Source organism: Micromonospora sp. NPDC049366 (assembly GCF_044466625.1).
Classification (GTDB): domain Bacteria; phylum Actinomycetota; class Actinomycetes; order Mycobacteriales; family Micromonosporaceae; genus Micromonospora.
The window spans coordinates 3,197-25,285 of record NZ_JBITMV010000008.1; the positions used below are offsets into that span (position 1 = coordinate 3,197).

A 22,089-nucleotide genomic window follows, 5' to 3' on the forward strand; every position below is an offset into this window, starting at 1 on the left:
ACGTCGCCCTGGGTGAGCACCGCTACGACATCGACGTCACCAGCGCGCCGGGGGACCCACACGTTGACCGACCCGGCAACACCTACCACAACGATCTGCCGGCATTCGACGCTTCACCATCGTCCCCCGTCTCCCCTGAGACAACAGAAGACACCAACCGGCTGTTCTTCGACTTTCTTCGCGAGTTCGAAGCCACGCATGGCCGACTCCCGATCTATCCCAGCCAGCCCCAACACACCAGCACCGCCGCCCCAGCCACCACCAGCGCCTACCCCTTCCAGACGGAGACGGACGACGCACCCCCCGTCGATGTGCCCATGCCCGACGTCGCCCTGGGTGAGCACCGCTACGACATCGACGTCACCAGCGCGCCGGGGGACCCACACGTTGACCGACCCGGCAACACCTACCACAACGATCTGCCGACATTCCCTGCGTCACCATCGTCCCCCGTCTCCCCTGAGACAACAGAAGACACCAACCGGCTGTTCTTCGACTGGCTCGACGATTACGAACAGACGTATGGCCCACTCCCGATCTCTCCCAGCCACCCCCAACCAGAGTTGCCACGAGTGCTTGTTCGGGTGCCCGGCAACGGGTGGTGCCTACTCTCCTCCGTGATATTGTCCGCGCCCACGCAGGTGGCAGCGCTGCTGAGATCACCGGATTCCACCGTCGACAACGACCCGCGGGATGGCATCGTCGCCGAGTGGCTGAATGAGCTCGCGCAATATCCACCAGCAGCCGCGGAGGAAGTTAGCAGAAGTCCGCACTTCGTTAATGCGACGACGGTCGTGGCCAACCGGCTGGCGCGAATTGTTCGCAACCCGACGACATTCGGCTTCGACCCACAATTCCTTCAACCCTTGATTGAGGCACATCTGGCCGGCGTCGTCACGAACGACGCCGACTCACTGGCTCGGGTAAGCGGAGATGAACGCACAGCATTTGCGGATGCTGTCCAGAATTGGGCCACCAGTTGGCGCAGCGACGCCGGCGACGCATTCGTCTCACTGCTCGCCGAAACGCTCGACGCACGCGTACACGTCCACGACGTCGCGGGAGGCTCCTACTGCCTCGACCCGGACGGACTGGTCCGGTCGGTGGAGGTGCACCTCTTGTACACCAACAACGACCACTGGGACGCACTGCTCCCCGCCGCTCCGCCAGCAACCCCGATGCCACCGAACCATCACGGCACCGTCGATATGGTGACGCCTGCGGTCATCAGCGACAACGCTGCCGACAACGGCCCGGCCACCCACGAATCCATGCTGGTTCAGACTGAAGGAATCAGCCTGAGAATAGACGGCAACCGGAGAGGAACACTGACCTTCCGTGACACGGACACCACCATCCGGCTGAAGCGTCGTCAAACAGCGTTGATGGAGGAGGCGATCAACGCCTACGCGCAGGAAAGGGAGGGATACGCCGTGGCAGATTTCCGAAAAGCCCTACAGCGATTCTTTCCCAATACGCCTTACACAAAACCAGAAGTTATAAAGTGCGTCCGCGAGCTCCAAGATTTGTTCAACGGCTCGAAAGGCAACCCCTACGAATTGCTCGAAAGCCGCATCGCAGTCGGTTCTGGGACTGAAATCTGCTGGCTTCTGCGGGCCCGCTCGTCAAGGCGCAATCTTGGCCGGGCGCCGGCGCGCACCGGTAGGCCCGGTGACACGGCTTGACTTCTCGACCCCCAGAGCCCCTCGACCGCGGACCCGGTCGACCCGCCCGCCCTCGACCCGGCTGGCGACGACGAGGAGGACGGGGGGAGCGCGCGAGGACGGCCGGCTCGGGGTGCGCAATCGTCCGGACGGGGAGCCTTTACGAAACTCACACCGCCACTGGCTACGCTCTCAGTGAATCTCTGTCCGCAAACCGAGGATGTCCGCCATGATCGAACCCGTGCAGCTGCCCGCTCCGTGGCGGGACGCCCGACTGACCGTCGTGGTGCCCACCTACAACGAGGCTGGGAACCTCCCGGTGCTGGTCGAGCGGCTCCTCGCCCTGCCGCTGCCGGGTCTGAAGGTCCTCGTCGCCGACGACAACTCCCCCGACGGGACCGGCGAGGTGGCGGACAAGCTGGCCATCGAGCACCCCGACCGGGTCGAGGTCGTGCACCGGGCGGGCAAGGAGGGCCTCGGTCGCGCGTACGTGGACGGGATCACCCGGGCCCTCGACGGCGGCGCCGAGTACGTGGCGCAGATGGACGCCGACCTGTCCCACCCGCCGGAGGCGCTGCCGGGCATGCTCGGCGCCCTGCTGTCGACCCAGGCGGGCGTGGTGATCGGCTCCCGGTATGTGCCCGGCGGTGAGCTGGACGAGAACTGGCCGCTCTACCGCCGCGCGCTCAGCGGCTGGGCGAACCTCTACGTGCACACCCTGCTGCGGGTGCGGATCCGCGACCTCACCGCCGGCTTCAAGATCTGGCGTGCCGACGCGTTGCGCGACATCGGCCTGCACCGGGTGCAGTCCAACGGCTACAGCTTCCAGGTGGAGATGCACTACCTGGCGACGAAGCTCGGGCACACGATCCTCGAGGTGCCGATCCGCTTCGAGGAGCGCCGGGAGGGCGCGTCGAAGATGACCACGGCGACGAAGATCGAGAGCGCCCTGATGCCGTTCAGGCTGCGCAGCAAGCACCGCAACCTGGAGCGCTGACCACCCTCGCGGCCCGTCCGCGTCACCCGTCAGCGGTAGATGGCGCGGTGGGCGGCGCCGATCCCGGCGGCGTACAGGCCACCGGTGAGGGCACGGTCACGGGCCAGGGCCGCACGGGCGGCGTTCGCACCGGCGGCACCGTGCACGCCGCCGCCCGGGTGCGCGGACGCGCTGGCCAGGTAGAGCCGGTCCACCGGGGTGTCGGCCCGGCCCAGGCCGGGGATCGGGCGCAGGAACAGCTGCTGGTACGCGGCCGCGGTGCCCCCGCCCAACGCCCCGCCGACCAGGCTCGGGTCGCCCTTCTCCAGGTCGGCGGGACCGGCGATGTGCCGGCCGACGATCAGGTCACGGAAACCGGGTGCCGCCTCCTCGAGCACCCGCTCCATCCGGTCGACGTGCTCGGTTATCTCCTCCGGACGCCAGTGCTGGCGGAACGGCAGGTGCGTGTACGACCAGAGCGACTCGGTGCCCGGCGGGGAGTGGCTCGGGTCGGCGACGGTCATCTGCCCCACCAGCAGGAACGGGCTCCGGGGCAGCTCGCCCCGGGCCAGCTGCGCGGAGTAGCTGGTCAGCCCGTCGAGATCCGCGCCCAGGTGGACGGTGCCGGCGGTCGCGACCGCGCGGTTGGTCCACGGCACCGGCGCGGAGAGCGCCCAGTCCACCTTGAGGGTCGAGCCGTCCCAGCGGAAGTGCGCCAGGTCCTCGACCAGGCGCGGTGGCAGCGCGGCGGCCCCCACCAGGTCGAGGTAGAGGGCCGGGGCCGGGACGTCGGCGAGCACGGCCCGGCGGGCCTGCCAGAGCGCGCCGCCGACGGTGCGCACCCCCATGGCTCGTCCCCGCGCGGTGAGCACCCGGTCGACGTGGGCGCCGTAGAGGATGCGTCCGCCGCGTTCGGTCAGCCGGGCCACCAGGGCGTCGGTGATCTTCTGGGAGCCGCCGTCCGGCACCGGCCAGCCGACCTGCTGCCCGAGCATCGCCAGCAGCCAGCCGTAGACCCCGGAGCCGGCCTCCTCCGGGGACAGGTCGGTGTGCAGCGCGCAGCCGGCCAGCAGCGCCTGCCCGCCCGCACCGTCGAAGAGTTCCGCGCCGAGCTTGCGGACCGGCACCACGATCCGTCGGGCCAGCCGCAGCGAGCCGGACACCCGCAGCCGGCGCAGCAGCGTGAGCCCACCGCGCACCGGCGGGAACGGCGACAGGATGGTGTCCAGCATCGGCTCGGCGACCTCGGTCCAGTCCCGGTACGCGTGCAGCCAGCGCTCGCCGTCGCCGGGCGCGAACGCGGCCAGCGACGCGGCGGTGACCTCGGGATCCCGGTTGAGCACCGCGGCCCGACCGTCGGGCAGCAGGTGGGCCAGGACGTCCGGGGCGTGCCGCCACGACAGGCCGTACCGGTCGAGGTCGAGCCCGCGCAGCACCGGCGAGGCGTAGCCGAGGGGGTAGAACGAGCTGTAGAGGTCGCTCAGGTAGCCCGACGCGGTCACCTCGGCCGACCGGACCGCCCCGCCCGGCGCGCCCGTCGCCTCCAGCACCGTCACGTCCCAGCCGGCGTCGGCGAGGATGTTCGCGGCCACCAGGCCGTTGTGCCCGGCGCCGATGACGAGGGCGTCCGCGCTTCCCGCGCTCTCCGCGCCGCTGGCAGTCATCGGATCCGCCTACCCGGCGCGCAACCCGGCGAAACGCGTTTGCCCTGCCACGGCCCGGGCATCCAGGCCCGCATGTACACGGTTGCGCAGCTGATCGGCGGGGTGTGGGGCGCGGGCGGCACGGAGGGTGAGCTGGTCGTGCACGACCCGGCCGACGGCACCCCGGTCACGTCCGCGCCGGTCGCGTCGGCCGACGTGGTCGGCAAGGCGGTGGAGGCGGCCCGCGAGATCGCCCCCGAGTGGGCGGGCACCGCCCCGGCGGAGCGGGCCGCGGCGCTGCGCCGCGCCGCGGACGCCGTGGCGGCGGTGACGGAGGACCTGGCCGCGGCGGTCACGGCCGAGATGGGCAAGCCGTTGGCGGACGCGCGCGGCGGCGTCGAGGCGGGCATCGGCACCCTGCGACAGTACGCGGAGCTGGCCCCGCTGCGCGGCGGGCGCACCCTGCACGGCGGCCACCACGCGGTGGACTTCATGGCGCCGCAGCCGCGCGGCGTGGTCGCCGCGATCACCCCGTGGAACGACCCCGTGGCGGTCTCCTGCGGACTGCTCGGCGCCGCCCTGGTCACCGGCAACGTGGTGGTCTACAAGCCGAGCGAGCGCACCCCCGGCACCGGCTGGCTGTTGGCGAAGGCGTTGGACGAGGCGCTGCCGGCCGGGGTGTTGACGCTGCTGACCGGCGGCGCGGAGACCGGCGCGGCGCTGGCGGCGCAGCCGGTGGACGTGGTGGCGCACGTCGGCTCCACCGCCACCGGCCGGGCGATCGCCGCCGCCACCGCGCGGACCGGCGCGAAGGTGCTGCTGGAGAACGGCGGCAGTGACCCGCTGATCGTGGACGCGGACGTCGACCCGGTCTGGGCGGCCCGGGAGGCCGCGCTGGGCGCGTTCGCGAACGCCGGGCAGATCTGCGTCGCGGTGGAGCGCGTCTACGCGCACCGGGACGTGGCCGAGGACTTCGTGGCCGCGCTCGTCGAGCGGGCCGACGCGCTCCGGGTCGGCCCCGGCCGTGACCCCGCGACCGAGCTGGGCCCCCTGGTCGACCGGCGGCACCGGGACCACGTGCACGGCCAGGTGACCGCCGCGGTGGCGCAGGGGGCGCGGATCCGCACCGGCGGCACGCTGCCGGACGGGTCGGGGTCGTTCTACCCGGCGACCGTGGTCACCGACTGCCGGCACGACATGCCGCTGGTCCGCGAGGAGACGTTCGGTCCGGTCGCGCCGGTGGTGGTGGTGGACTCGTTCAGCGAGGCGCTGCGCTGTGCGGCCGACTCCCCGTACGGGCTCGCCGCGACGGTGCTGACCGGGTCGATGAGCCACGCGCAGCGGGCGTGGCGGGAGCTGCCGGTCGGCACCGTGAAGGTCAACGCGGTGTTCGGCGGCGCGCCGGGCGGTGCCGCGCATCCGCGCGGCGGCAGCGGTCAGGGCTTCGGGTACGGCCCGGAGCTGCTGGACGAGTTCACCGCCGTGAAGGCGGTGCACATCGAGGCGCCGGGCGGCGGGCACTGGTGAACGTGGACGGACGGAGGGTGGCCGCCGGTGCGGCGACCACCCTCCCGAGGGCTGTGGGGATCAGCGACCCCGCGCCTTCGCCGTCTGCCGGTTGTTCGCCTTCTGGATCGCCTTGACCAGCTCGGGCTTGTTCATCCGGGACCGGCCCGGGACGTCCAGCTTGCGCGCGACCTTCATCAGGTGGTCCTTCGTCGCGTTGGCGTCGACACCACCGGCGGTGGGTGCCCGACGCGCCGGGCCGCCGCCGGCCGCCTGCCGGTCGCTGGGGCCCTTGCGCCCCTTCGGCTCCCAGTGGTCGCCGACCTTCTCGAACTCGTGCTTGACGGCGGCGAAGGCGGTCCGGTGCGCCCGCTCCCCCTCGCCGTACGTCTCGACCGCCGAGTCGTGCGTCTTCTCCCACGTGCGCTGCGCCTTGTCCGGGGAGCGTCGCAGCGTGCTCGGCAGTACCTCGCGCCCGGGCATCTCGTCCTCCTCCGCGTCGATGGGCTTCACTTGACCGTTCCCCCGGGCGGGCTCCGCAAACCGGCGGTGGGGTTTGTCGATTTCTTCCGTCGGGTACCGGCCGGGTCAGGCGCAGACCGGACGGATCGGGCCGTCCGGGACCGGGGCACAGGGAGCGGGACATGACGACGACGGATCCCGCGGTGGCCCTGGCGGAGGGGGGCCGCCCACGCCTTCCCCGGCGGGTACGCCAGCTCAGTTGGCGCACCTGGCGCGGGGTGGTGGTCCGCAGCGCCCGCAACTTCGTGACGGACAACTGCGCCGACTGGGCCGCCGCCCTCACCTACTACGGGGTGCTCGCGCTCTTCCCGTCCGCCATCGTGGTGGTCTCCCTCGTGGGGCTGGTCTCCGACGGCGAGCGGACCGTCGACACGGTGCTGGACCTGGCGCGGCAGGTCGGCGCCGGCTCGGTGGTGGGCAACGACGGGTTCGTCAGCGTGGTACGCGACGTCGTCGACCAGGAGAGCTCGGCGAAGGTGCTGCTGAGCTTCGGTCTGCTCGGCGCGTTGTGGTCGGCGTCCGGCTTCATCGGCGCGTTCACCCGCGCCTCCAACGCGGTCTACGGGGTGACCGAGGGACGCCCGGTGTGGAAGCTGCGGCCGCTGCAGATCGGGCTGGCCGGCATCACGCTGGTGCTGCTGGCGGTGGTCGCCACCGGCCTGATCATCAGTGGCCCGGTGGCGGACGCCGTGGGTGACCTGATCAACGCGGGCGGTCTGGCCCGCACGGTGTGGAGCGTCGCGAAGTGGCCGGCGCTGGCGCTGGTGATGATGATGCTGCTGTCGCTGCTGTTCTGGATCGCCCCGAACGTGCGCCAGCCCCGGTTCCGCTGGCTCACCCCCGGCGGCGCGGTCGCGCTCGCCGCCTGGGCGCTCGCGTCCTTCGGTTTCGGCCTGTACGTCGCCAACTTCGGCTCCTACGACGCGACGTACGGCAGCCTCGGCGCCGTCATCGCCTTCCTGGTCTGGCTCTACCTGTCCAACTCCGCCCTGATGCTGGGCGTGCAGATCAACGCCGAGTTGCAGCGCGGCCGGCGGTTGCAGGCCGGCGAGGCGGCACCCGACGAACCGGTGCTTCCCCCGAAGGCGCCGGCCGGTTCGTGATCGCTTGCCGGTTTACCGCCGGTGCCGTCGGGTAGCGCAGAAGGCATGGAGCGTGGCAACAGCAAGCACGGACCACGGATCGACGAGCAGATGAGCCAGGAGGTGAGCGGCCTCGTCCAGGGGCCCGGCACCGGCGGCTCACGGGTCGACGAGTCCCGCGTACCGGAGCCGGCGGGCGAGGACCAGCCGGAGGCCACCACGGCGCCGGCCGGCGACCTGCGCAGCGGGGCGCCGCAGGGAATGAGTTCGCAGGACGTCGAGCGGCGCAGCCGGTTCGGGCGGTTCATCACGATGACCGCCCTGCCGGGTGACCGCGAGACGTTGATCGCGAACGCGCGGGAGAACGAGGCGCCCGACGACATCATCGCCGACCTGGAGCGGCTGCCCGACGGCACGCGGTACCAGACGGTGTCCGAGGTCTGGGCCGCGCTCGGCAACAAGAACGAGACGACTCGCTGGTGACCGGGCCGGGGCACCGCCCCGACCGGCGCCGGCGCGCGAAGGAGGATGCCTGATGAGTGGCGTGACCGAACACGTGGACGTCTCCGTCCCGGTGCGGACCGTGTACGACCAGTGGACCCAGTTCGAGGAGTTCCCGCACTTCATGGAGGGCGTGAACGAGGTCCGTCAACTGTCGGACACCATGACGCACTGGACCGTCGAGATCGCCGGGGTGAAGCGCGAGTTCGACGCCGAGATCACCGAGCAGCTCCCCGACGAGCGGGTCGCCTGGCGGTCCACGGGCGGCACCCAGCAGGCCGGCGTGGTGACGTTCCACCGCCTCGACGAGAGCACCACCCGGGTGACCCTGCAGCTCGAGTTCGAGCCGCACGGCGTGGTCGAGCAGGCCGGCGACAAGCTCGGCATCGTGGACCGGCGGGCGAAGGGCGACCTCGAACGCTTCAAGCAGTTCATCGAGCGACGCGGTCAGGAGACCGGCGCCTGGCGTGGCAAGGTCGACCGCCCGCAACCGTGACGTCCGCCCCCCGGGTACCAACCTCGACGGCCGCCGGATCTTCCGGCGGCCGTCGCCGTGCCGGGACGCCGTTTGCGATCTCGGCCCGGGGGTACCGCGAAGGTATGACGGACGACGACAGGGTGTGGCGGGACGAGGAACGCCTCCCACTGGAGGAGCTGGATCGGGCCGTCGCGCGTTCGACGCTCGACGGGCAGGCCGACGACGTCACCGGCAACGACGCCGGTGAGGAGTCGGCGTTCGGCCACGGGCCGGAGGCGGCGGACCGGGGCGGCCAGGCGGCCGGCGCCGGCCGGGAGCCGACCGACACGGACCGGGCCTACCGCCCGTCGACCACCGGCCGCACCGGCCCGGACACCGGCTGACCTCCCGACGACCCCCACCGACCGCGGGGCGGCCGGGCGCGTGGACGCGTCCGGCCGCCTTCCGCGGCAGCAGGGGCGGGTGCACGCGGGTGCTGTCCCGGCGAGCGCGGCGGGCGCGTCCTCCCGGCCCGGCCGCCCCGCGCGGTCGCGGCTAGCCGGCGAGCGCGGCGGGGGTCTCGTCCCGGTCCGGCCGGCGGGTGCCCGCGGCGTGCAGGGCGATCAGCACCACGGCGAGCACGAGCAGCGCCGACCCGAGCACCTGCACCGAGACGGCCCCGAGTAGCACGCCGACCCCGGCGGGGACGACGGCCGCGCCGAGCCCGGCGGTGCCGATCTGCAACCCGATGGCCCGGTCGGCGTGCGCGGCCCCGACCCGCTCGGCGGTGGTGAGGGTGAGCAGCGGGAACACCGGCGCGGCGGCGAACCCGACCACGACGAGGCCGAGCACCGCCACCCAGGCCGGACCGGGCACCGCGATCAGCGCGGCGCCGGCCGCCATGCCGAGCAGGCTGCCGCGCAGCACCCGGCCGGCGCCCAGGCGTTCGGCCACGATCCCCTGCACCACCCGACCCACGAACAGGCTCCCCCAGTACGCCGAGACGCACAGGCCCGCCGCCCCGGCGGCCAGACCTCGTCCCTCGGTGAGCAGCAGGAACGCCCACAGCCCCGTGGTCACCTCGATGGCGACGTACACCATGAACGCCAGCGCGCCCACCCACACCGCCGGCAGCCGCAGTGTCTCCCGCACCGGCACGGGCACGGGTGGGCCCTCGTGCGTGCCTCCGGCGGGCCCGGAGACGGCGTCGGCGACCACGGCCGGGGTGGCCGAGGTGTCGGCGCGGGCCGGGCCGCGGCGCCAGGCGCGCACGGTGAGCGCGAAGGCGGCGGCGAGGGCGAGCTGCGCGCCGGCGACGATCCCGTAGCCCCAGCGCCAGGCCAGACCCGCGCTGAGGACCCCGGTCATGATGAGCGGCCCGATCGCCACGCCGAGCCCGAAGAAGGCGTGCATCCAGTTCATGTGTCGGGGGCCGAAGGCGCTGGCGGCGTACGCGTTGAGGCCGGAGTCGATCGCGCCGGAGCCGAGCCCGAGCACCAGCGCGCACCCGACCATCAGGACCAGGCCGGGGCTGACCGTGTAACCGGTCAGCGCCAGGCTGGCCAGCAGCGTGCTGCCGGCCAGCAGCCAGCCCACGCCGAGCCGGGCCAGCGTGAAGCCGGCCAGGATGCTGGAGGTGAGATAGCCGGCCGTGCCGGCGGTGAGCACCAGCCCGACCGCCTCCGTCGGCACGTCGAAGTCGGCCCGGATCGAGGGCCAGCCGACGCCGATCAGTCCGTCCGGCAGCCCGAGGCTGACGAACGCGAGGTAGGCCAGCAGGAGCAGCGAGGCGCGGGGTGGGGTGGGGGTGGTGGACACGGCGCACATCTTCCGCCGGGCCCCGGGTGCCGCATCGGCCGGGTGGGCCGTGGCGACAAGAAACGCTGTCCGTAAGGGCGGGAAAACGGACAGCTCATCCAGAATCGGCCGAACGGGGGACGGCAATCGGGCCCTGCCGCGTAAGACTTTTCGGATGCACCAGGGCTCCGGCATCCTCTCCGTTCGTCAGCGTCGTCTCGCGTGGCTCGGCTTCCTGCTCGCCGCGCTCCAGGCGCCCGTCTCCGCCTGGCTCGTCTCCGACGACTCGTGGCTGTTCAGCCTCTGCGTCGCGTTGATGGTCGCCACGGTGATCATCGCCGACGACGCGGCGCGCCGCCGGCCGGCGGACGCCCGCCCCGGCGACTGACCGCCCCCGGCGCCACTGTCGGTGGGTCAGCCGGCGGCGCCCGGGCGCGCCTCGTGCCCCGGCCGGCCCCGCGTCCGCCGCTGCTCCTTCATCTCCGCCTCGTAGAGGTGCCGCCGGCCGTCGACCAACCGGTCCCGGGCGTCGCGGTCCAGCTCGCGGAAGAGCGCGTAGTAGCCGTCGTCGAAGTCCTCGACGATCTGGAACGTCCACCGGCCGGCGATGACGTTGCGCCCGAGCAGCTCGGTGGAGATCCGGTCGGCGATCTCCGGGTGGCCCGCGGCACGGAACATCTCCACCGCGTCGTCCAGCATCAGGTCGGCGTGCCCGACCAGCTGGTGCAGCGAGTAGAGGTGGCCACGGACCCGCTCCACGCACTCCAGCGCCTCGCTCAGCTTGCCGAGGGCGGCCACGGTCTCGTCGCTGACCCCGGCCGGTCTGCGGTGCCGCTCGTCGGGTCCGTCCTGCCGGGTCATCCGTGCCTCCCTGGTGGCTGCCGTGCCCGTACGGGCGGTTGTCCGGTCGTCCCCGCTGGTCGCCACGGTCGCGCGGACGTCCGGTCGCCGACCGCGCGCCGCCCGTCGGGCCGAGGTCGAGCGCGCGGCGGGTGGGATTGCCTCGTTCCCCGTGCGTCTGCCGTTCAACCGGGCCACGCACCGTTGCGCCGTCGGGCCGCCCGCTCCGGCCGGACATCCGGCACCCGCCGTGCCGCGCCCACCCGCGCGACTGCCGGCGCAGCGGTTCCCGGTCCGGCGCCCCGTCGACGCCAGGCCGGCCGCGACGCACCGCACATGATCGGAAACCGTCGAGGCGTCCTCGGGCTAGGCTGCGGGCATGCCAGGAACGGTCGGACGAGTGCCCACGCCACCAGCTCCGGTGTCCGGGGCGCCCGCCGGTGCCGGCGCGGCGGGTGTCGTCCTCGGCCACGACTGGGCCCGCACCGCGCTCGGCCCGCGCCAGGAGTGGGACCCGGCGGTACGCGCGGTCGTCGACCTGATCCTCGCCTCACCCGTGCCGATGGCCCTCGCCCACGGCGACGACCTCGTCCTGCTCTACAACGACGGGTACGCCGAGCTCATCGGCGACAAGCACCCGGCCGCCGTCGGTCGGCCGGCGGCCGAGGTCCTTCCGGAGCTGTGGCGCCTGCCCGGTGTGGGTGAGGCGGTCCAGCGGGTCTACCGCGACGGCGGGACGTTCCTGGAGCGCGACAGCACGCTCCCGCTGATCCGCGGTCGCGGCGCCGAGCAGGCGGTCTTCACCCTCGGCTACTCCCCCGTGCGGGACAGCGCCGGGGAGATCGTCGGCGTTCTCACGGTGGCCGCCGAGACCACGCACGTCACCCAGCAGTTGCAGAGCCTCAGCGAGGTGGCGGCGGCGCTCGCCGGCACCCTCACCCTGGACGACGTCGCCCGGGTCGCGCTGCGGCACGCCCTGCGCGCCTTCGGCGCCGACCGGGTGGCCTTCGCCGTCGACGAGGGCGGTGGCGGGTGGCGGATGGTCCGCCGGGTCCGGGGTGAGTTGATGGACGAGGCGGACGAGCGCCTGCCGCCGCTGTGGCGACGCACCCCGGCCAGCTGGCCGGACCCGCTGGTGCGGGCCTCGGCGACGGGCGAGCCGCTGTACGTCGGCGCCGGCCAGCCGTTGCGGGACACGGCCGCCGACCGGCACGACCAGAAGGTCGCCGCGCTGGCCGCGGTGCCGCTGCGCGCCACGGTCGTACGCGGTGGCTTGTCGGTCGGTCATCAGGCCCCGCACCTGTGGTCGGCCGCGGAGCGCGCGCTGCTCGCGGCGTCGGCCGAGCTGATCGGGCAGGCGGCGGAGCGGGCGCGCCGGTTCGAGACGCAGCACGGCACCGCCCAGCTGTTGCAGCGCAGCATGCTGCCGGAGCACCTGCCCGACCTGCCGCTGCTGCGGATCGCCGCCCGCTACGACCCGGGTGTGGACGGCAACGCGGCCGGCGGCGACTTCTACGACGCGTTCCTGCTTCCCACCGGGCAGCTCGGCGTCGTGCTGGGCGACGTGGCCGGGCACGACGTGCAGGCGGCCGCGCGGATGGGGCAGGTCCGGGCCGCGCTCCGCGCGCTGGCGCTGACCGATCCGCGCCCCGACTCCGTGCTCACCGGCCTGGACCGGCTGGTCACCAGCCTCGGCGCGGAGGGCGACACGCACGAGCTGTTCGTGACCGTGATCTTCGGGGTGGTCGACGCGGAGCGCCAGGAGCTCACGCTGGCCAGCGCGGGCCACCCCGCCCCGCTGATCCGCCGCTGCACGCCCGACGACCGCCCGTACGCCGAATTCGTCGACCTGCCGGTCGGCGCGCCGCTCGGTCTCGGTTCCCGCCCGGCGACCGGCACGGTGCGGTTCGCGCCGGGCGACACCCTGCTCCTGTTCAGCGACGGGGTGGTGGAGCGGCGGCGGCAGAGCCTCACCGCCGGCCTCGACGCCCTCGCCGACGCGGTCACCGACGCGGGCAGCGGCGACCCCCGGGCGTTGTGCGCGGTGGCCACCGCGGCGGTGTCCGGCACCACCGAGGACGATGTGGCCGTGCTCGCCGTCGAGCACGCGTTGAAGCCGAGCCGCTCGGCGAGCATGGAGGTGCCGGCCGAGCCGACCGCGCCGAGCCGCGTACGGCACTGGATGACCGCGCAGCTCGGTGAGTGGCAGGTGCCGGAGCCGGTGATCGGCGCCGCCGTGCTCTGCACCAGCGAGCTGACCACCAACGCGTTGCTGCACGCCGGCACGGCCGCCCGGGTGGAGATCGACCTCAGCGCGGAACGGTTGCTGGTCTCGGTGGCCGACTCGGGCACCCGGGGCACGGTCACCCGCACGCAGACCGACACGCTGAGCAGCCGGGGTCGCGGGTTGGGCCTGATCGAGGAGCTGAGCGACGCCTGGGGCACGGACCCGACGGTCCGCGGCTCGACCGTCTGGTTCGAGATTCTCCTGCCGACCGACTGAGCCCCGCCCGCCGCGGGTAGGAGGAGGCCCATGCCTACCGACAATCCCGCCGGGGTCCTGTTCGACGTCGACGGCACGCTGGTCGACAGCACGTACCTGCACACCGTGAGCTGGTGGGAGGCGCTGCGCCAGACCGACCGGCCGGTGCCGATGGCCAGCGTGCACCGCGCCATCGGGATGGGCTCCGACAAGCTGCTCGACCACCTGCTCGGGCCGGAGCGCGACCGCGACGCCGACGGCAAGCTGCGCGACGCGCACGACACGCTCTACGCGGAGTACTGGGAGCGGTTGACGCCGCTGCCCGGCGCCGCCGACCTGCTGCGCGCCTGCGCCGAGCGGGGGCTGCGGGTGGTGCTCGCCACCTCGGCGGCCGAGCACGAGGTGACCGCGCTGCGCCGGGCGCTGGACGCGGACGACGTCATCGCCGAGGTCACCTCCTCGGCGGACGCCGAGCAGAGCAAGCCCGCCCCCGACATCCTGGTCGCCGCGCTGGACCAGTCCGGGCTGACCGCCGGGCGGGTGGTGTTCGTGGGCGACTCGGTCTGGGACGTCGCGGCCGCGCAGAAGCTGGACATCCCGTGCGTCGGGCTCACCTGCGGCGGCACCAGCCGGGGCGAGTTGGTCGGGGCGGGCGCGGTGGCGGTCTACGACGACCCGGCGGCGCTGCTGGCGACGCTGGACGATTCGCCCCTGACCCGACCGAGGTGACCGGGCCGGCCCGGCCGCGGCGTCGACGGCCACGACCCGCGCACCGGACACCCGTACGGATTGCCGGCGCCGGCCGCGCATGGCCGCAGCGTTCGCGGGGCATGGTCGTCACCACCTGCCCGCGGGTCGTGGGCGCGGCCGGAGGGTGGTGCGGTGGAACCGGTGGATGTGGCGTTCGCGGTGGTGGGACTCGGTGCTCTGCTCGCCGGCATACTCCCCCGGGTGCTGGAACGGCGGCCGCTCTCCATGCCGATCGCGTTCCTCGGCCTCGGCATGGTCGTGTTCCTCCTGCCCACCGGCCTGCCGGTGCCCGATCCGCTGGCCCATCCCGTGCTGACGACCCACCTGACGGAGATCGGGGTGATCGTCGCCCTGATGGGCGCGGGGCTCAAGATCGACCGGCCGCTGAGCTGGTCCCGGTGGTCGTCGACCTGGCGGCTGCTCGCCATCGCGATGCCGCTCTGCATCGCCGCCGTCGCCCTGCTGGGCTGGTGGTGGGCGGGTCTGGTGCCGGCCGCCGCGCTGCTGCTCGGCAGCGCGCTCGCCCCGACCGACCCGGTGCTCGCCTCCGACGTGCAGGTCGGTGAGCCGACCGATGTGGAGGACTCGGAGGACGAGGTCCGTTTCGCGCTCACCTCCGAGGCCGGGCTCAACGACGGGCTGGCCTTCCCGTTCGTCTACGCGGCCATCGCCATCGCCACCACGAGCCTCGCCCCACGCGACTGGGTGGCCCACTGGTTCACCGTCGACGTGCTGTGGAAGGTCGCCGTCGGGGTCGGCGGTGGCCTGCTCGTCGGCTGGCTGCTCGGCAAGCTCTTCTTCCGCGCGCCGAGCCACCTGCGGCTCGCCCGGCACGCGGAGGGCTTCCTCGCGCTGGCCGCCACCTTCCTGGCGTACGGGCTGGTGGAGGTGGCCGGCGGCTACGGCTTCCTGGCGGTCTTCGTGGCCGCCCGGGCGATCCGGGCCGCCGAACGGACCCACGAGTTCCACTCGGTGCTGCACGACTTCGCCGAGCAGGTCGAGCGGCTGCTCACCGTCCTGCTGCTCCTGCTGCTCGGCGGGGCCGTGGTGGGCGGCCTGCTCGGACCGCTGACCTGGCCGGCGGCGGCGGTCGGGCTGGCCCTGGTCTTCGTGCTCCGGCCCCTGCTGGGCTGGCTGTCGCTGCGCGGCGCCCCCGGGCGGCCCGCCGAGCACTGGGTGATCGCCCTGTTCGGCATCCGCGGGGTCGGGTCGTTCTACTACCTGGCGTACGCCACCGCCGAGGCGGACTTTCCCCAGGCCGAGCTGCTGTGGGCGACCGTCGGGCTGGTGGTGGTCGTGTCCGTGGTGGTGCACGGCATCGCGGCGACCCCGGTGATGCAGTTGCTCGACCGGGCCGGCGAACGCACCGGCGCCCGCGACGAGGGAGCGGCCGACCGGGCGGCGGTGGCCGCCGCGCCGAGCTGACCGGATCAGGTCAGGCGCGCCGCCAGCGCCCGCCCCAGGTCCCGACCGGAGCGCCACGCGGTCTGCACCCGGGGCGGCCCGAACGCGTCCCCGGCCAGCCCGATCCCGTCCGCGTCCAGGTGGTGCGTGGCGTCGCCCGGGGTGGCCGACGGTTTCGCGTACGTCCAGCGGTGCACGTGAACGTGCGCCGCCGGCTCGGGCAGCGCCAGCAGGTCCCGGACCGCCTCCTCGACGGCCGGCCCGGCCCCGGTGGGCTGGGCGAGGTGCCGGGCGGCGAACTCCGGCGTGGTGTGCGCGACCAGCACCGGCTCGCCGTCGCCGCGCCGATCGCCGTCGTCGCAGACGGTGGCGAGCACCGGGTGGTCGTTGACGAAGGCGCCCCGGAAGTCCGCCCAGCGGCGGGACGGGAAGCGCAGCACCGCGGCCAGCGACGGCGACCACCGCTGCGCCTGCACGGCGCGGGTGGCGGTGGCCAGCGCCGGGTCGAGCAGCAGCGCCGCCTGCGGACCGGGCATCGCCAGCACGACGGCGGCGCAGGGCTCGCCGCTCACCGCCGGCCCCGGCTCGACGCTCAGCACCAGGCGGTCGACGGTCACCGGCAGGTCACGGGCGAGGTGCTCGACCAGCGAGCGCAGCCCGCGCGGCGCGGCCCAGCGCATCGGCCCCGACACCTCGCGGCGACCGTCGCGCCCGTACGACACGAGGGTGTCGGTCCACTCCCGGACCAGACCGGCCGCGTGCCAGCCGTCCACGACCGAGGCGAAGCCCGGGTCGCTGACGGTGAGGTAGGCGGCACCGATGTCGGCGGGTCGGCCGTCGAAGCGCTTGCTGGCCATCCGGCCACCCGGCACGTGCGCCCGCTCGCGGACCTCGACCGGCACACCGGCGCGGACCAGCTCCAGCGCGCACGCCACACCGGCGATACCGGCCCCGACCACCACCACGCCCGACCGGTCCGCGCTCACGCCGACGATCGTAGGCGCCACCGGCGCCGGCGTCGGGAGACGCGCGGGAGCCGCCGTGTCCGCGCCGCCGGATGCGCGGGTGCCGCGCATGAAGCGGTGCCGATCGGGGTATTGGCACGCCTGTTCGAAGGAAGGTGGAGACCATGACGAACCGCGACAGCGAGCGCGCCGACCCGCAGGCGGCGATCAAGGACCCGGACGAGTGGGTCACCGGCGACGAGCCGCCCACCGCTGCTCAGGAGTCGTACCTGGCCACGCTGGCCCGGGAGGCCGACGCGGAGGTGCCGGAGGGGCTGACCAAGGCGGAGGCCTCCCGGCGGATCGACGAGCTTCAGGAGGAGACCGGCCGCGGCCGGTGACCGCGGCGCGGGTCAGCGCGGCGGGAGGCGGTGCAGCGTGACGTCACGCAGCCGCCCCGCCGCAACCCGGGCGGTGAGGTAGGTCGCGTGCGGCTGGGCGCGACGGTCGGTGGGCGAGCCGGGGTTGAGCAGCCGCAGCCCGCCCGGCGCCCGGGTGTCCCACGGAATGTGCGAGTGCCCGAAGACCAGCAGGTCCGTGTCGGGGAAGCGGGCGGCGCAGCGCTCCTCGCGGCGGGTCCGCGCGCCGGTCTCGTGGACGACCGCCACGCGCAGGCCGTCGAGGTCGACCCGCGCGATCTCCGGTAGCCGGGCCCGCAGCGGCGGCCCGTCGTTGTTGCCGTGCACGCCGATGAGCCGGCGCGACCGGGCCAGCATCGCGTCGAGCAGCGACTCGTCCACCCAGTCACCGGCGTGCAGCACCACGTCGGCCTCGTCGATCGCCGCCCACAGCGGCGCGGGCAGGTCCCGGGCACGCTTCGGCACGTGGGTGTCGGCGGTGATGACCAGACGCACGACCTCATTCTTCCGCCATCCCGGGTGTTCCCGGGTCTTCACACGACGGCAATCCGCACGTATTTTGACGGCCATGGATGGGAGCGCTTCCAGAGGCGCTCGTCGATGAGAGGAGAGCCATGGGAAGCAGATCCGCGCTCGTCGCCGCCGCCGCGGCCGGCGCAGTGGCCGTCACCGCCGTAGCGGCCGTCACCCTCCGCCCGCCGGCCGCGGTCGCCGCCGACTCGGCGTTCTACGTCGACCCGGCCACCGCCGCCGCGGCCTGGGTGGCCGCGAACCCCAGCGACCCACGCACCCCGGTGATCCGCGACCGCATCGCCGCCGTGCCGCAGGGCCGGTGGTTCACCCGGACCAACACCTCGACCGTACGCTCCGAGGTGGACGCCCTGGTCGGCGCCGCCGCGGCGGCCGGGAAGGTGCCCATCCTCGTGGTCTACAACATCCCCAACCGGGACTGCAGCGGGGCGAGCGGCGGGGGCGCGCCCGACCACGCCAGCTACCGGGCGTGGGTGGACCAGGTGGCCGCCGGGCTGGCCGGCCGACCCGCCACCATCGTGCTGGAGCCGGACGTGCTGCCGCTGATGACCAGCTGCCAGACCGCCGCCCAGCAGGCCGAGACCCGGGCCTCCATGGCGTACGCCGGAAAGCGGCTCAAGGCCGGCTCCGCCCTCGCGAAGGTCTACTTCGACGCGGGGCACTCGGCCTGGCTCTCCCCCGCCGAGGCGGCCTCCCGACTGCTCGGCGCGGAGATCGGCACCAGCGCCGACGGCATCTCGCTGAACGTGTCGAACTACCGCACCACCGCCGAGTCGGTCACGTACGCCAGAGCGATCATCGCGGCCACCGGGATCTCCCGGTTGACCGCGGTCATCGACACGAGCCGCAACGGCAACGGACCCGCCGGCTCGGAGTGGTGCGACCCGGCCGGGCGGGCGATCGGCACCCCCAGCACCACGGCCACCGGGGACCCGGCGATCGACGCCTTCCTGTGGGTGAAGCTGCCCGGCGAGGCGGACGGCTGTATCGCCCCCGCCGGGCAGTTCGTGCCGCAACGGGCGTACGACCTGGCGGTCGCCGCGGGCCCGCCGCCGACCACCACACCGCCCACCACGACCCCGCCGACGACTCCCCCGACCGGCGGCTGCGCCGTCACGTACACGCCGAACTCCTGGCCCGGCGGCTTCACCGCGGAACTTCGGGTGACCAACCGCGGCGCGGCGCGCACCGGCTGGACGCTGACGTTCACGGTCGGCGCCGGCGTACGGCTCGCGAACGGCTGGAACGGCGAATGGAGCCAGTCCGGCGATCGGATCACCGTGCGCAACGTCGCGTGGAACGGCGCCCTGCCCAGCGGGGGCACGGTGACGCTCGGCTTCCAGGGTACCTGGTCCGGCGGCACCCTGCCCGCGCCGAGCGGCTACGCGCTCGACGGAGTCCCCTGCTCCTGAGCGGCCGACGCGCCGCCCCGGTGACCGACCGTCGCCGGGGCGGCCCGCGCCGTCACCAGTCATGACCCACACCCGGTCGCCGACATCGCGGTGTCCGGCAGCCCGTGATAACGGACAAACGGCGTCCATCACGGCGAGTTGCCCGCCGCCGCGGGACCGGCAGCCACCCGACGGTCAGGTGTTACCGGTCGCCGGGGCCGGGAAACCGGGCGGCTGACGAGGGAGGAAGCTCATGACCAGTTCTTCGGGACAGACTGGCTGGCGCTCGGGCCTGCCCGGCGGTGACCTGCTTCCGTCCGGTCCGGCGGGTCGGCCGACGACCCCCGGTGACGGGCACGGGCCGGAGAGTGGGCCGCCCAGCGTGACGATCGGGTCCTACCCGGACTATCCGTCCGCCCAGCGGGTCGTCGACTATCTGGCGGACAATCGGTTCCCGGTGGAACACACCAGCATCGTCGGGACGAACCTCACTCTGGTCGAGACCGTGCTGGGCCGGATGACCACGGGCCGCGCCGCGCTGGTCGGCGCCGGTACGGGAGCCTGGTTCGGGCTCTTCATCGGGCTACTCTTCGGCATCTTCACCGTCGGCAACTGGCTCGCCGTGATCATCGTGGGGCTGGTGATCGGCGCGATCTGGGGTGCGGTGTTCGGGGCGGTGGCGCACGCCATGACCGGCGGACAGCGCGACTTCACCTCGGCCAGCTCGTTGCGCGCCGGCCAGTACGCCGTCATCGTCGACGCGGGCCTGGCCGACCAGGCCCGACAGCTGCTGGGCCGCCTGCACATGACCGGCCCCAACCCGGCCGTCAGCTGACGGAACGCCCCGGGGCCGGCAGCCGCACGGCCCCGGGTCAGCGGTCGGTCGCCAGCCGGGCGTGCAGGTGCTCGTCGTGCCGGCGGCCGTCGCCGTACCGGTAGGACTCGCGGAGCGTGCCCTCGGCGGCGTAGCCGGCCCGCTCGGCGACCCGGCAGGAGGCCGTGTTCGCCACCGCGTGGCACAGCTCGACGCGGTGCAGGCGGAGGGTGTCGAAGGCCCAGCGGGTGAGCCGGTCGACGGAGCGCGACGCCACGCCGTGTCCCCGCGCGGCGGGGACGGTCCAGTAGCCGATGCCGGCGTTCTCGCCGCGGATCTGGTGCAGGGACACCGAGCCGAGCAGTTCGTCGTCGGCGGCGGTGGCGACCGCCAGCGAGACGTGGTCGCCGGCGGACCAGTCGGCGCGGCGACGGACCCAGTGCAACGCGGACGCGTCGTCGACCGGCCCGCCCTGCGGATTCCACCGGGCGATGTCAGGGTCGCGCAGGGCGTCGCGGACGGCCGGGGCGTCCGGGTCGCGCCAGGGCCGCAGCAGCAGGCCGTCGACGGTGAGTTCGAGCTGGTCCACGCCGCGCAGTCTGGCACACCCGGCCGGGCCGCCGCCGCGCCCTTTTCTTCAAACCTGTAGGTCATCTCTCGCCGGACACGATCAGCGCAAGAGGGGGCGCGTCCGGAGCACTAGTTAAATTTTGAAGGAGTGCTACTCTTCTCCACGTGACCGAGAGCCTGGACAGCGCCCGACTCGCCGCCTGGCGCGCCTACATCGAGTCCAGCCAGCGGCTGTTCACGCGGCTGGAGGACGACCTGCGCGCGGACGACGAGCTGAGCTTCGCCGACTACCACGTGCTGGTGCTGCTCTCCGAGGCTCCCGGCCAGCGGCTGCGGATGGGCGAGCTGGCGAGCCGGTTGATCTTCTCGCCCAGCCGCCTGACCTACCAGATCTCCTCGATGCAGCGTCGGGGCCTGGTCACCCGGCAACCCTGCCCGGACGACCGACGCGGCAGCGAGGCGGTGCTCACCGCCGCCGGACTGCTGACCCTGCGCGAGGCCGCACCCCACCACCTGGCGTCGGTGCGGGCCCACTTCATGGACGACCTCGACGACGCCGAGGTCGCCTGCCTCACCCGGATCTTCGAACGCCTCGGCCACCGGCTCCGGTCGACCCGGGACGCCTCGACCCCCCACGCCACGAGTTAGGAGCCACCGATGCCCGCGATCACCGTCGACAACGTCCTCGTCCTACCCCGCCTGCCCCGACTGGAGGAGTCGGCCGCCTTCCGACCGGTCCGCCGGCTCACGACCGCGCCGAGTGGCTTCGAGGGCGAGGGTTTCCCGGTGCGCCGGGCCTTCGCCGGGGTGCCGCTGACCGAGCTGGACCCGTTCATCCACCTGGACCAGATGGGCGAGGTCGACTACGCCCCGGGTGAGCCGAAGGGCACCCCGTGGCACCCGCACCGCGGCTTCGAGACCGTCACCTACATCATCGACGGCGTCTTCGACCACCAGGACACGCACGGTGGCGGCGGCACCATCACCGACGGCGACACCCAGTGGATGACGGCCGGCAGCGGCCTGTTGCACATCGAGGCACCGCCGGAGCACCTGGTGATGAGCGGTGGGCTGTTCCACGGCACGCAGCTGTGGGTCAACCTCCCCCGGGCAGCCAAGATGAACCCGCCCCGCTACCAGGACATCCGCGGCAAGGAGTCGGCTCTGCTGACCACACCGGACGGCGGCGCGCTGATCCGGGTGATCGCCGGTGAGATCGCCGGGCACCACGGGCCGGGCTCGACCCACACCCCGATCACCATCACCCACGTCACGGTGCAGCCGGGCGCGCAGGTCGACCTGCCCTGGCGGCCGGAGTTCAACGCCCTGGCGTACGTGCTGGGCGGCCGGGGCACGGTCGGCGCCGACCGGCGGCCGGTGCACACGGGTCAGCTCGCGGTGCACGGGCCGGGCGACGCCCTGCGCTTCACCGCGGACGCCCGGCAGGACGCCCACACGCCGGCCCTGGACCTCTACATCATGGGCGGGCAGCCGATCCGGGAGCCGGTGGCGCACTACGGCCCGTTCGTCATGAACACCCGGGACGAGCTGCTCCAGGCGTTCGAGGACTTCAAGGCCGGCAAGCTCGGCGTCATCCCGGCGGAGCGGCTGCCGCACACCGGGGGTCAGGGACCGCGGCCCTGACCCCGTCGTGGGGGGGGGGGGGGGGGGGCCCGCCCCCCCCCCCCCCCCCCCCCCCCCCCCCCCCCCGGCGGCCCCCCGCGCGCCCCCCCCCCCCCGCGCCCCCCCCCCCGCCCCCCCCCCACCCCCCCCCCCCCCCCCCCCCCCCCCCCCCC

The 22,089-nt window shown here is 73.8% G+C and carries 23 protein-coding genes; 16 read left to right on the top strand and 7 right to left on the bottom strand.

Features of this window, described 5'->3' with window-relative positions:
- Window positions 1–1,685 (top strand): hypothetical protein (locus ACIBTV_RS13255; RefSeq protein WP_396704452.1); only part of this gene is annotated, 1,685 nt, incomplete at its 5' end.
- A 208-nt stretch (window positions 1,686–1,893) separates the two neighbouring features.
- Window positions 1,894–2,661, top strand: coding sequence for a polyprenol monophosphomannose synthase (locus ACIBTV_RS13260; protein WP_396704454.1), 768 nt, complete (start codon window positions 1,894–1,896; stop codon window positions 2,659–2,661).
- Window positions 2,662–2,690: 29 nt separating this feature from the next.
- Here ACIBTV_RS13260 and ACIBTV_RS13265 read toward each other — a convergent pair whose 3' ends face one another.
- On the bottom strand, window positions 2,691–4,304 hold the full coding sequence (locus ACIBTV_RS13265; RefSeq protein ID WP_396704456.1) for a phytoene desaturase family protein: 1,614 nt from the start codon (window positions 4,302–4,304) through the stop codon (window positions 2,691–2,693).
- A 72-nt stretch (window positions 4,305–4,376) separates the two neighbouring features.
- Between ACIBTV_RS13265 and ACIBTV_RS13270 the strand changes: the two genes are divergently transcribed.
- The gene (locus ACIBTV_RS13270) at window positions 4,377–5,810 is read left to right on the top strand and encodes an aldehyde dehydrogenase family protein (RefSeq protein ID WP_396704458.1); all 1,434 of its coding nucleotides are present in this window, start codon (window positions 4,377–4,379) and stop codon (window positions 5,808–5,810) included.
- A gap of 60 nt (window positions 5,811–5,870) precedes the next feature.
- Here ACIBTV_RS13270 and ACIBTV_RS13275 read toward each other — a convergent pair whose 3' ends face one another.
- A complete protein-coding gene (locus ACIBTV_RS13275) occupies window positions 5,871–6,272 on the bottom strand; it encodes a ChaB family protein (RefSeq protein WP_396704903.1) in 402 nt (133 codons plus the stop codon).
- Between the two features lie 161 nt (window positions 6,273–6,433).
- On the opposite strand from ACIBTV_RS13275, the gene ACIBTV_RS13280 reads away from it, so the two are divergent.
- The 4 genes from ACIBTV_RS13280 (at window position 6,434) to ACIBTV_RS13295 (ending at window position 8,755) form a co-directional block, all read left to right on the top strand.
- On the top strand, window positions 6,434–7,414 hold the full coding sequence (locus tag ACIBTV_RS13280; protein ID WP_396704460.1) for a YihY/virulence factor BrkB family protein: 981 nt from the start codon (window positions 6,434–6,436) through the stop codon (window positions 7,412–7,414).
- 45 nt (window positions 7,415–7,459) lie between these two features.
- Entirely contained in the window at window positions 7,460–7,876 is a 417-nt protein-coding gene (locus tag ACIBTV_RS13285) for a DUF2795 domain-containing protein (protein WP_396704462.1), read from the top strand.
- A gap of 52 nt (window positions 7,877–7,928) precedes the next feature.
- Window positions 7,929–8,390: an SRPBCC family protein gene (locus ACIBTV_RS13290; RefSeq protein ID WP_396704464.1), complete on the top strand. Its 462-nt coding sequence runs from the start codon at window positions 7,929–7,931 to the stop codon at window positions 8,388–8,390.
- 104 nt (window positions 8,391–8,494) lie between these two features.
- Window positions 8,495–8,755 (top strand): hypothetical protein, encoded by a 261-nt coding sequence (locus tag ACIBTV_RS13295; RefSeq protein WP_396704466.1) that lies wholly within the window; start codon window positions 8,495–8,497, stop codon window positions 8,753–8,755.
- A gap of 151 nt (window positions 8,756–8,906) precedes the next feature.
- On the opposite strand, the gene ACIBTV_RS13300 is transcribed toward ACIBTV_RS13295, so the two are convergent.
- Entirely contained in the window at window positions 8,907–10,178 is a 1,272-nt protein-coding gene (locus ACIBTV_RS13300) for an MFS transporter (protein WP_396704468.1), read from the bottom strand.
- Between the two features lie 145 nt (window positions 10,179–10,323).
- Here ACIBTV_RS13300 and ACIBTV_RS13305 point away from each other — a divergent pair, with 145 nt between their 5' ends.
- Window positions 10,324–10,536, top strand: a complete 213-nt coding sequence (locus ACIBTV_RS13305) for a hypothetical protein (protein WP_396704470.1) — start codon at window positions 10,324–10,326, stop codon at window positions 10,534–10,536.
- Window positions 10,537–10,562: 26 nt separating this feature from the next.
- Here ACIBTV_RS13305 and ACIBTV_RS13310 read toward each other — a convergent pair whose 3' ends face one another.
- On the bottom strand, window positions 10,563–11,009 hold the full coding sequence (locus ACIBTV_RS13310) for a hypothetical protein (protein WP_396704472.1): 447 nt from the start codon (window positions 11,007–11,009) through the stop codon (window positions 10,563–10,565).
- A gap of 358 nt (window positions 11,010–11,367) precedes the next feature.
- Between ACIBTV_RS13310 and ACIBTV_RS13315 the strand changes: the two genes are divergently transcribed.
- The 3 genes from ACIBTV_RS13315 (at window position 11,368) to ACIBTV_RS13325 (ending at window position 15,645) form a co-directional block, all read left to right on the top strand.
- Window positions 11,368–13,491 carry a SpoIIE family protein phosphatase gene (locus ACIBTV_RS13315; RefSeq protein WP_396704474.1) on the top strand — a complete coding sequence of 708 codons (2,124 nt, stop codon included), beginning with the start codon at window positions 11,368–11,370 and terminating at the stop codon, window positions 13,489–13,491.
- A gap of 30 nt (window positions 13,492–13,521) precedes the next feature.
- Complete coding sequence (locus ACIBTV_RS13320) at window positions 13,522–14,199, top strand: HAD family hydrolase (protein WP_396704476.1); 678 nt, start codon at window positions 13,522–13,524, stop codon at window positions 14,197–14,199.
- A gap of 153 nt (window positions 14,200–14,352) precedes the next feature.
- Entirely contained in the window at window positions 14,353–15,645 is a 1,293-nt protein-coding gene (locus tag ACIBTV_RS13325) for a cation:proton antiporter (protein ID WP_396704478.1), read from the top strand.
- Window positions 15,646–15,650: 5 nt separating this feature from the next.
- On the opposite strand, the gene ACIBTV_RS13330 is transcribed toward ACIBTV_RS13325, so the two are convergent.
- Window positions 15,651–16,589 (bottom strand): NAD(P)/FAD-dependent oxidoreductase, encoded by a 939-nt coding sequence (locus tag ACIBTV_RS13330; RefSeq protein ID WP_396704905.1) that lies wholly within the window; start codon window positions 16,587–16,589, stop codon window positions 15,651–15,653.
- Window positions 16,590–16,753: 164 nt separating this feature from the next.
- Here ACIBTV_RS13330 and ACIBTV_RS13335 point away from each other — a divergent pair, with 164 nt between their 5' ends.
- Complete coding sequence (locus ACIBTV_RS13335; RefSeq protein ID WP_396704480.1) at window positions 16,754–16,969, top strand: DUF3072 domain-containing protein; 216 nt, start codon at window positions 16,754–16,756, stop codon at window positions 16,967–16,969.
- A 12-nt stretch (window positions 16,970–16,981) separates the two neighbouring features.
- Here the strand turns inward: ACIBTV_RS13335 and ACIBTV_RS13340 are convergent, their stop codons facing one another.
- Complete coding sequence (locus ACIBTV_RS13340) at window positions 16,982–17,482, bottom strand: metallophosphoesterase family protein (RefSeq protein WP_396704482.1); 501 nt, start codon at window positions 17,480–17,482, stop codon at window positions 16,982–16,984.
- A gap of 119 nt (window positions 17,483–17,601) precedes the next feature.
- Between ACIBTV_RS13340 and ACIBTV_RS13345 the strand changes: the two genes are divergently transcribed.
- Window positions 17,602–18,930 (top strand): glycoside hydrolase family 6 protein, encoded by a 1,329-nt coding sequence (locus ACIBTV_RS13345; protein WP_396704484.1) that lies wholly within the window; start codon window positions 17,602–17,604, stop codon window positions 18,928–18,930.
- A gap of 232 nt (window positions 18,931–19,162) precedes the next feature.
- Window positions 19,163–19,744: a general stress protein gene (locus ACIBTV_RS13350; RefSeq protein WP_396704486.1), complete on the top strand. Its 582-nt coding sequence runs from the start codon at window positions 19,163–19,165 to the stop codon at window positions 19,742–19,744.
- Between the two features lie 37 nt (window positions 19,745–19,781).
- On the opposite strand, the gene ACIBTV_RS13355 is transcribed toward ACIBTV_RS13350, so the two are convergent.
- Window positions 19,782–20,312 (bottom strand): GNAT family N-acetyltransferase, encoded by a 531-nt coding sequence (locus ACIBTV_RS13355; protein ID WP_396704488.1) that lies wholly within the window; start codon window positions 20,310–20,312, stop codon window positions 19,782–19,784.
- Window positions 20,313–20,458: 146 nt separating this feature from the next.
- On the opposite strand from ACIBTV_RS13355, the gene ACIBTV_RS13360 reads away from it, so the two are divergent.
- Both ACIBTV_RS13360 and ACIBTV_RS13365 read left to right on the top strand, forming a co-directional pair.
- On the top strand, window positions 20,459–20,941 hold the full coding sequence (locus tag ACIBTV_RS13360; protein WP_396704490.1) for a MarR family winged helix-turn-helix transcriptional regulator: 483 nt from the start codon (window positions 20,459–20,461) through the stop codon (window positions 20,939–20,941).
- Window positions 20,942–20,950: 9 nt separating this feature from the next.
- A complete protein-coding gene (locus ACIBTV_RS13365; RefSeq protein ID WP_396704492.1) occupies window positions 20,951–21,937 on the top strand; it encodes a pirin family protein in 987 nt (328 codons plus the stop codon).
- Window positions 21,938–22,089 lie beyond the last annotated feature (152 nt).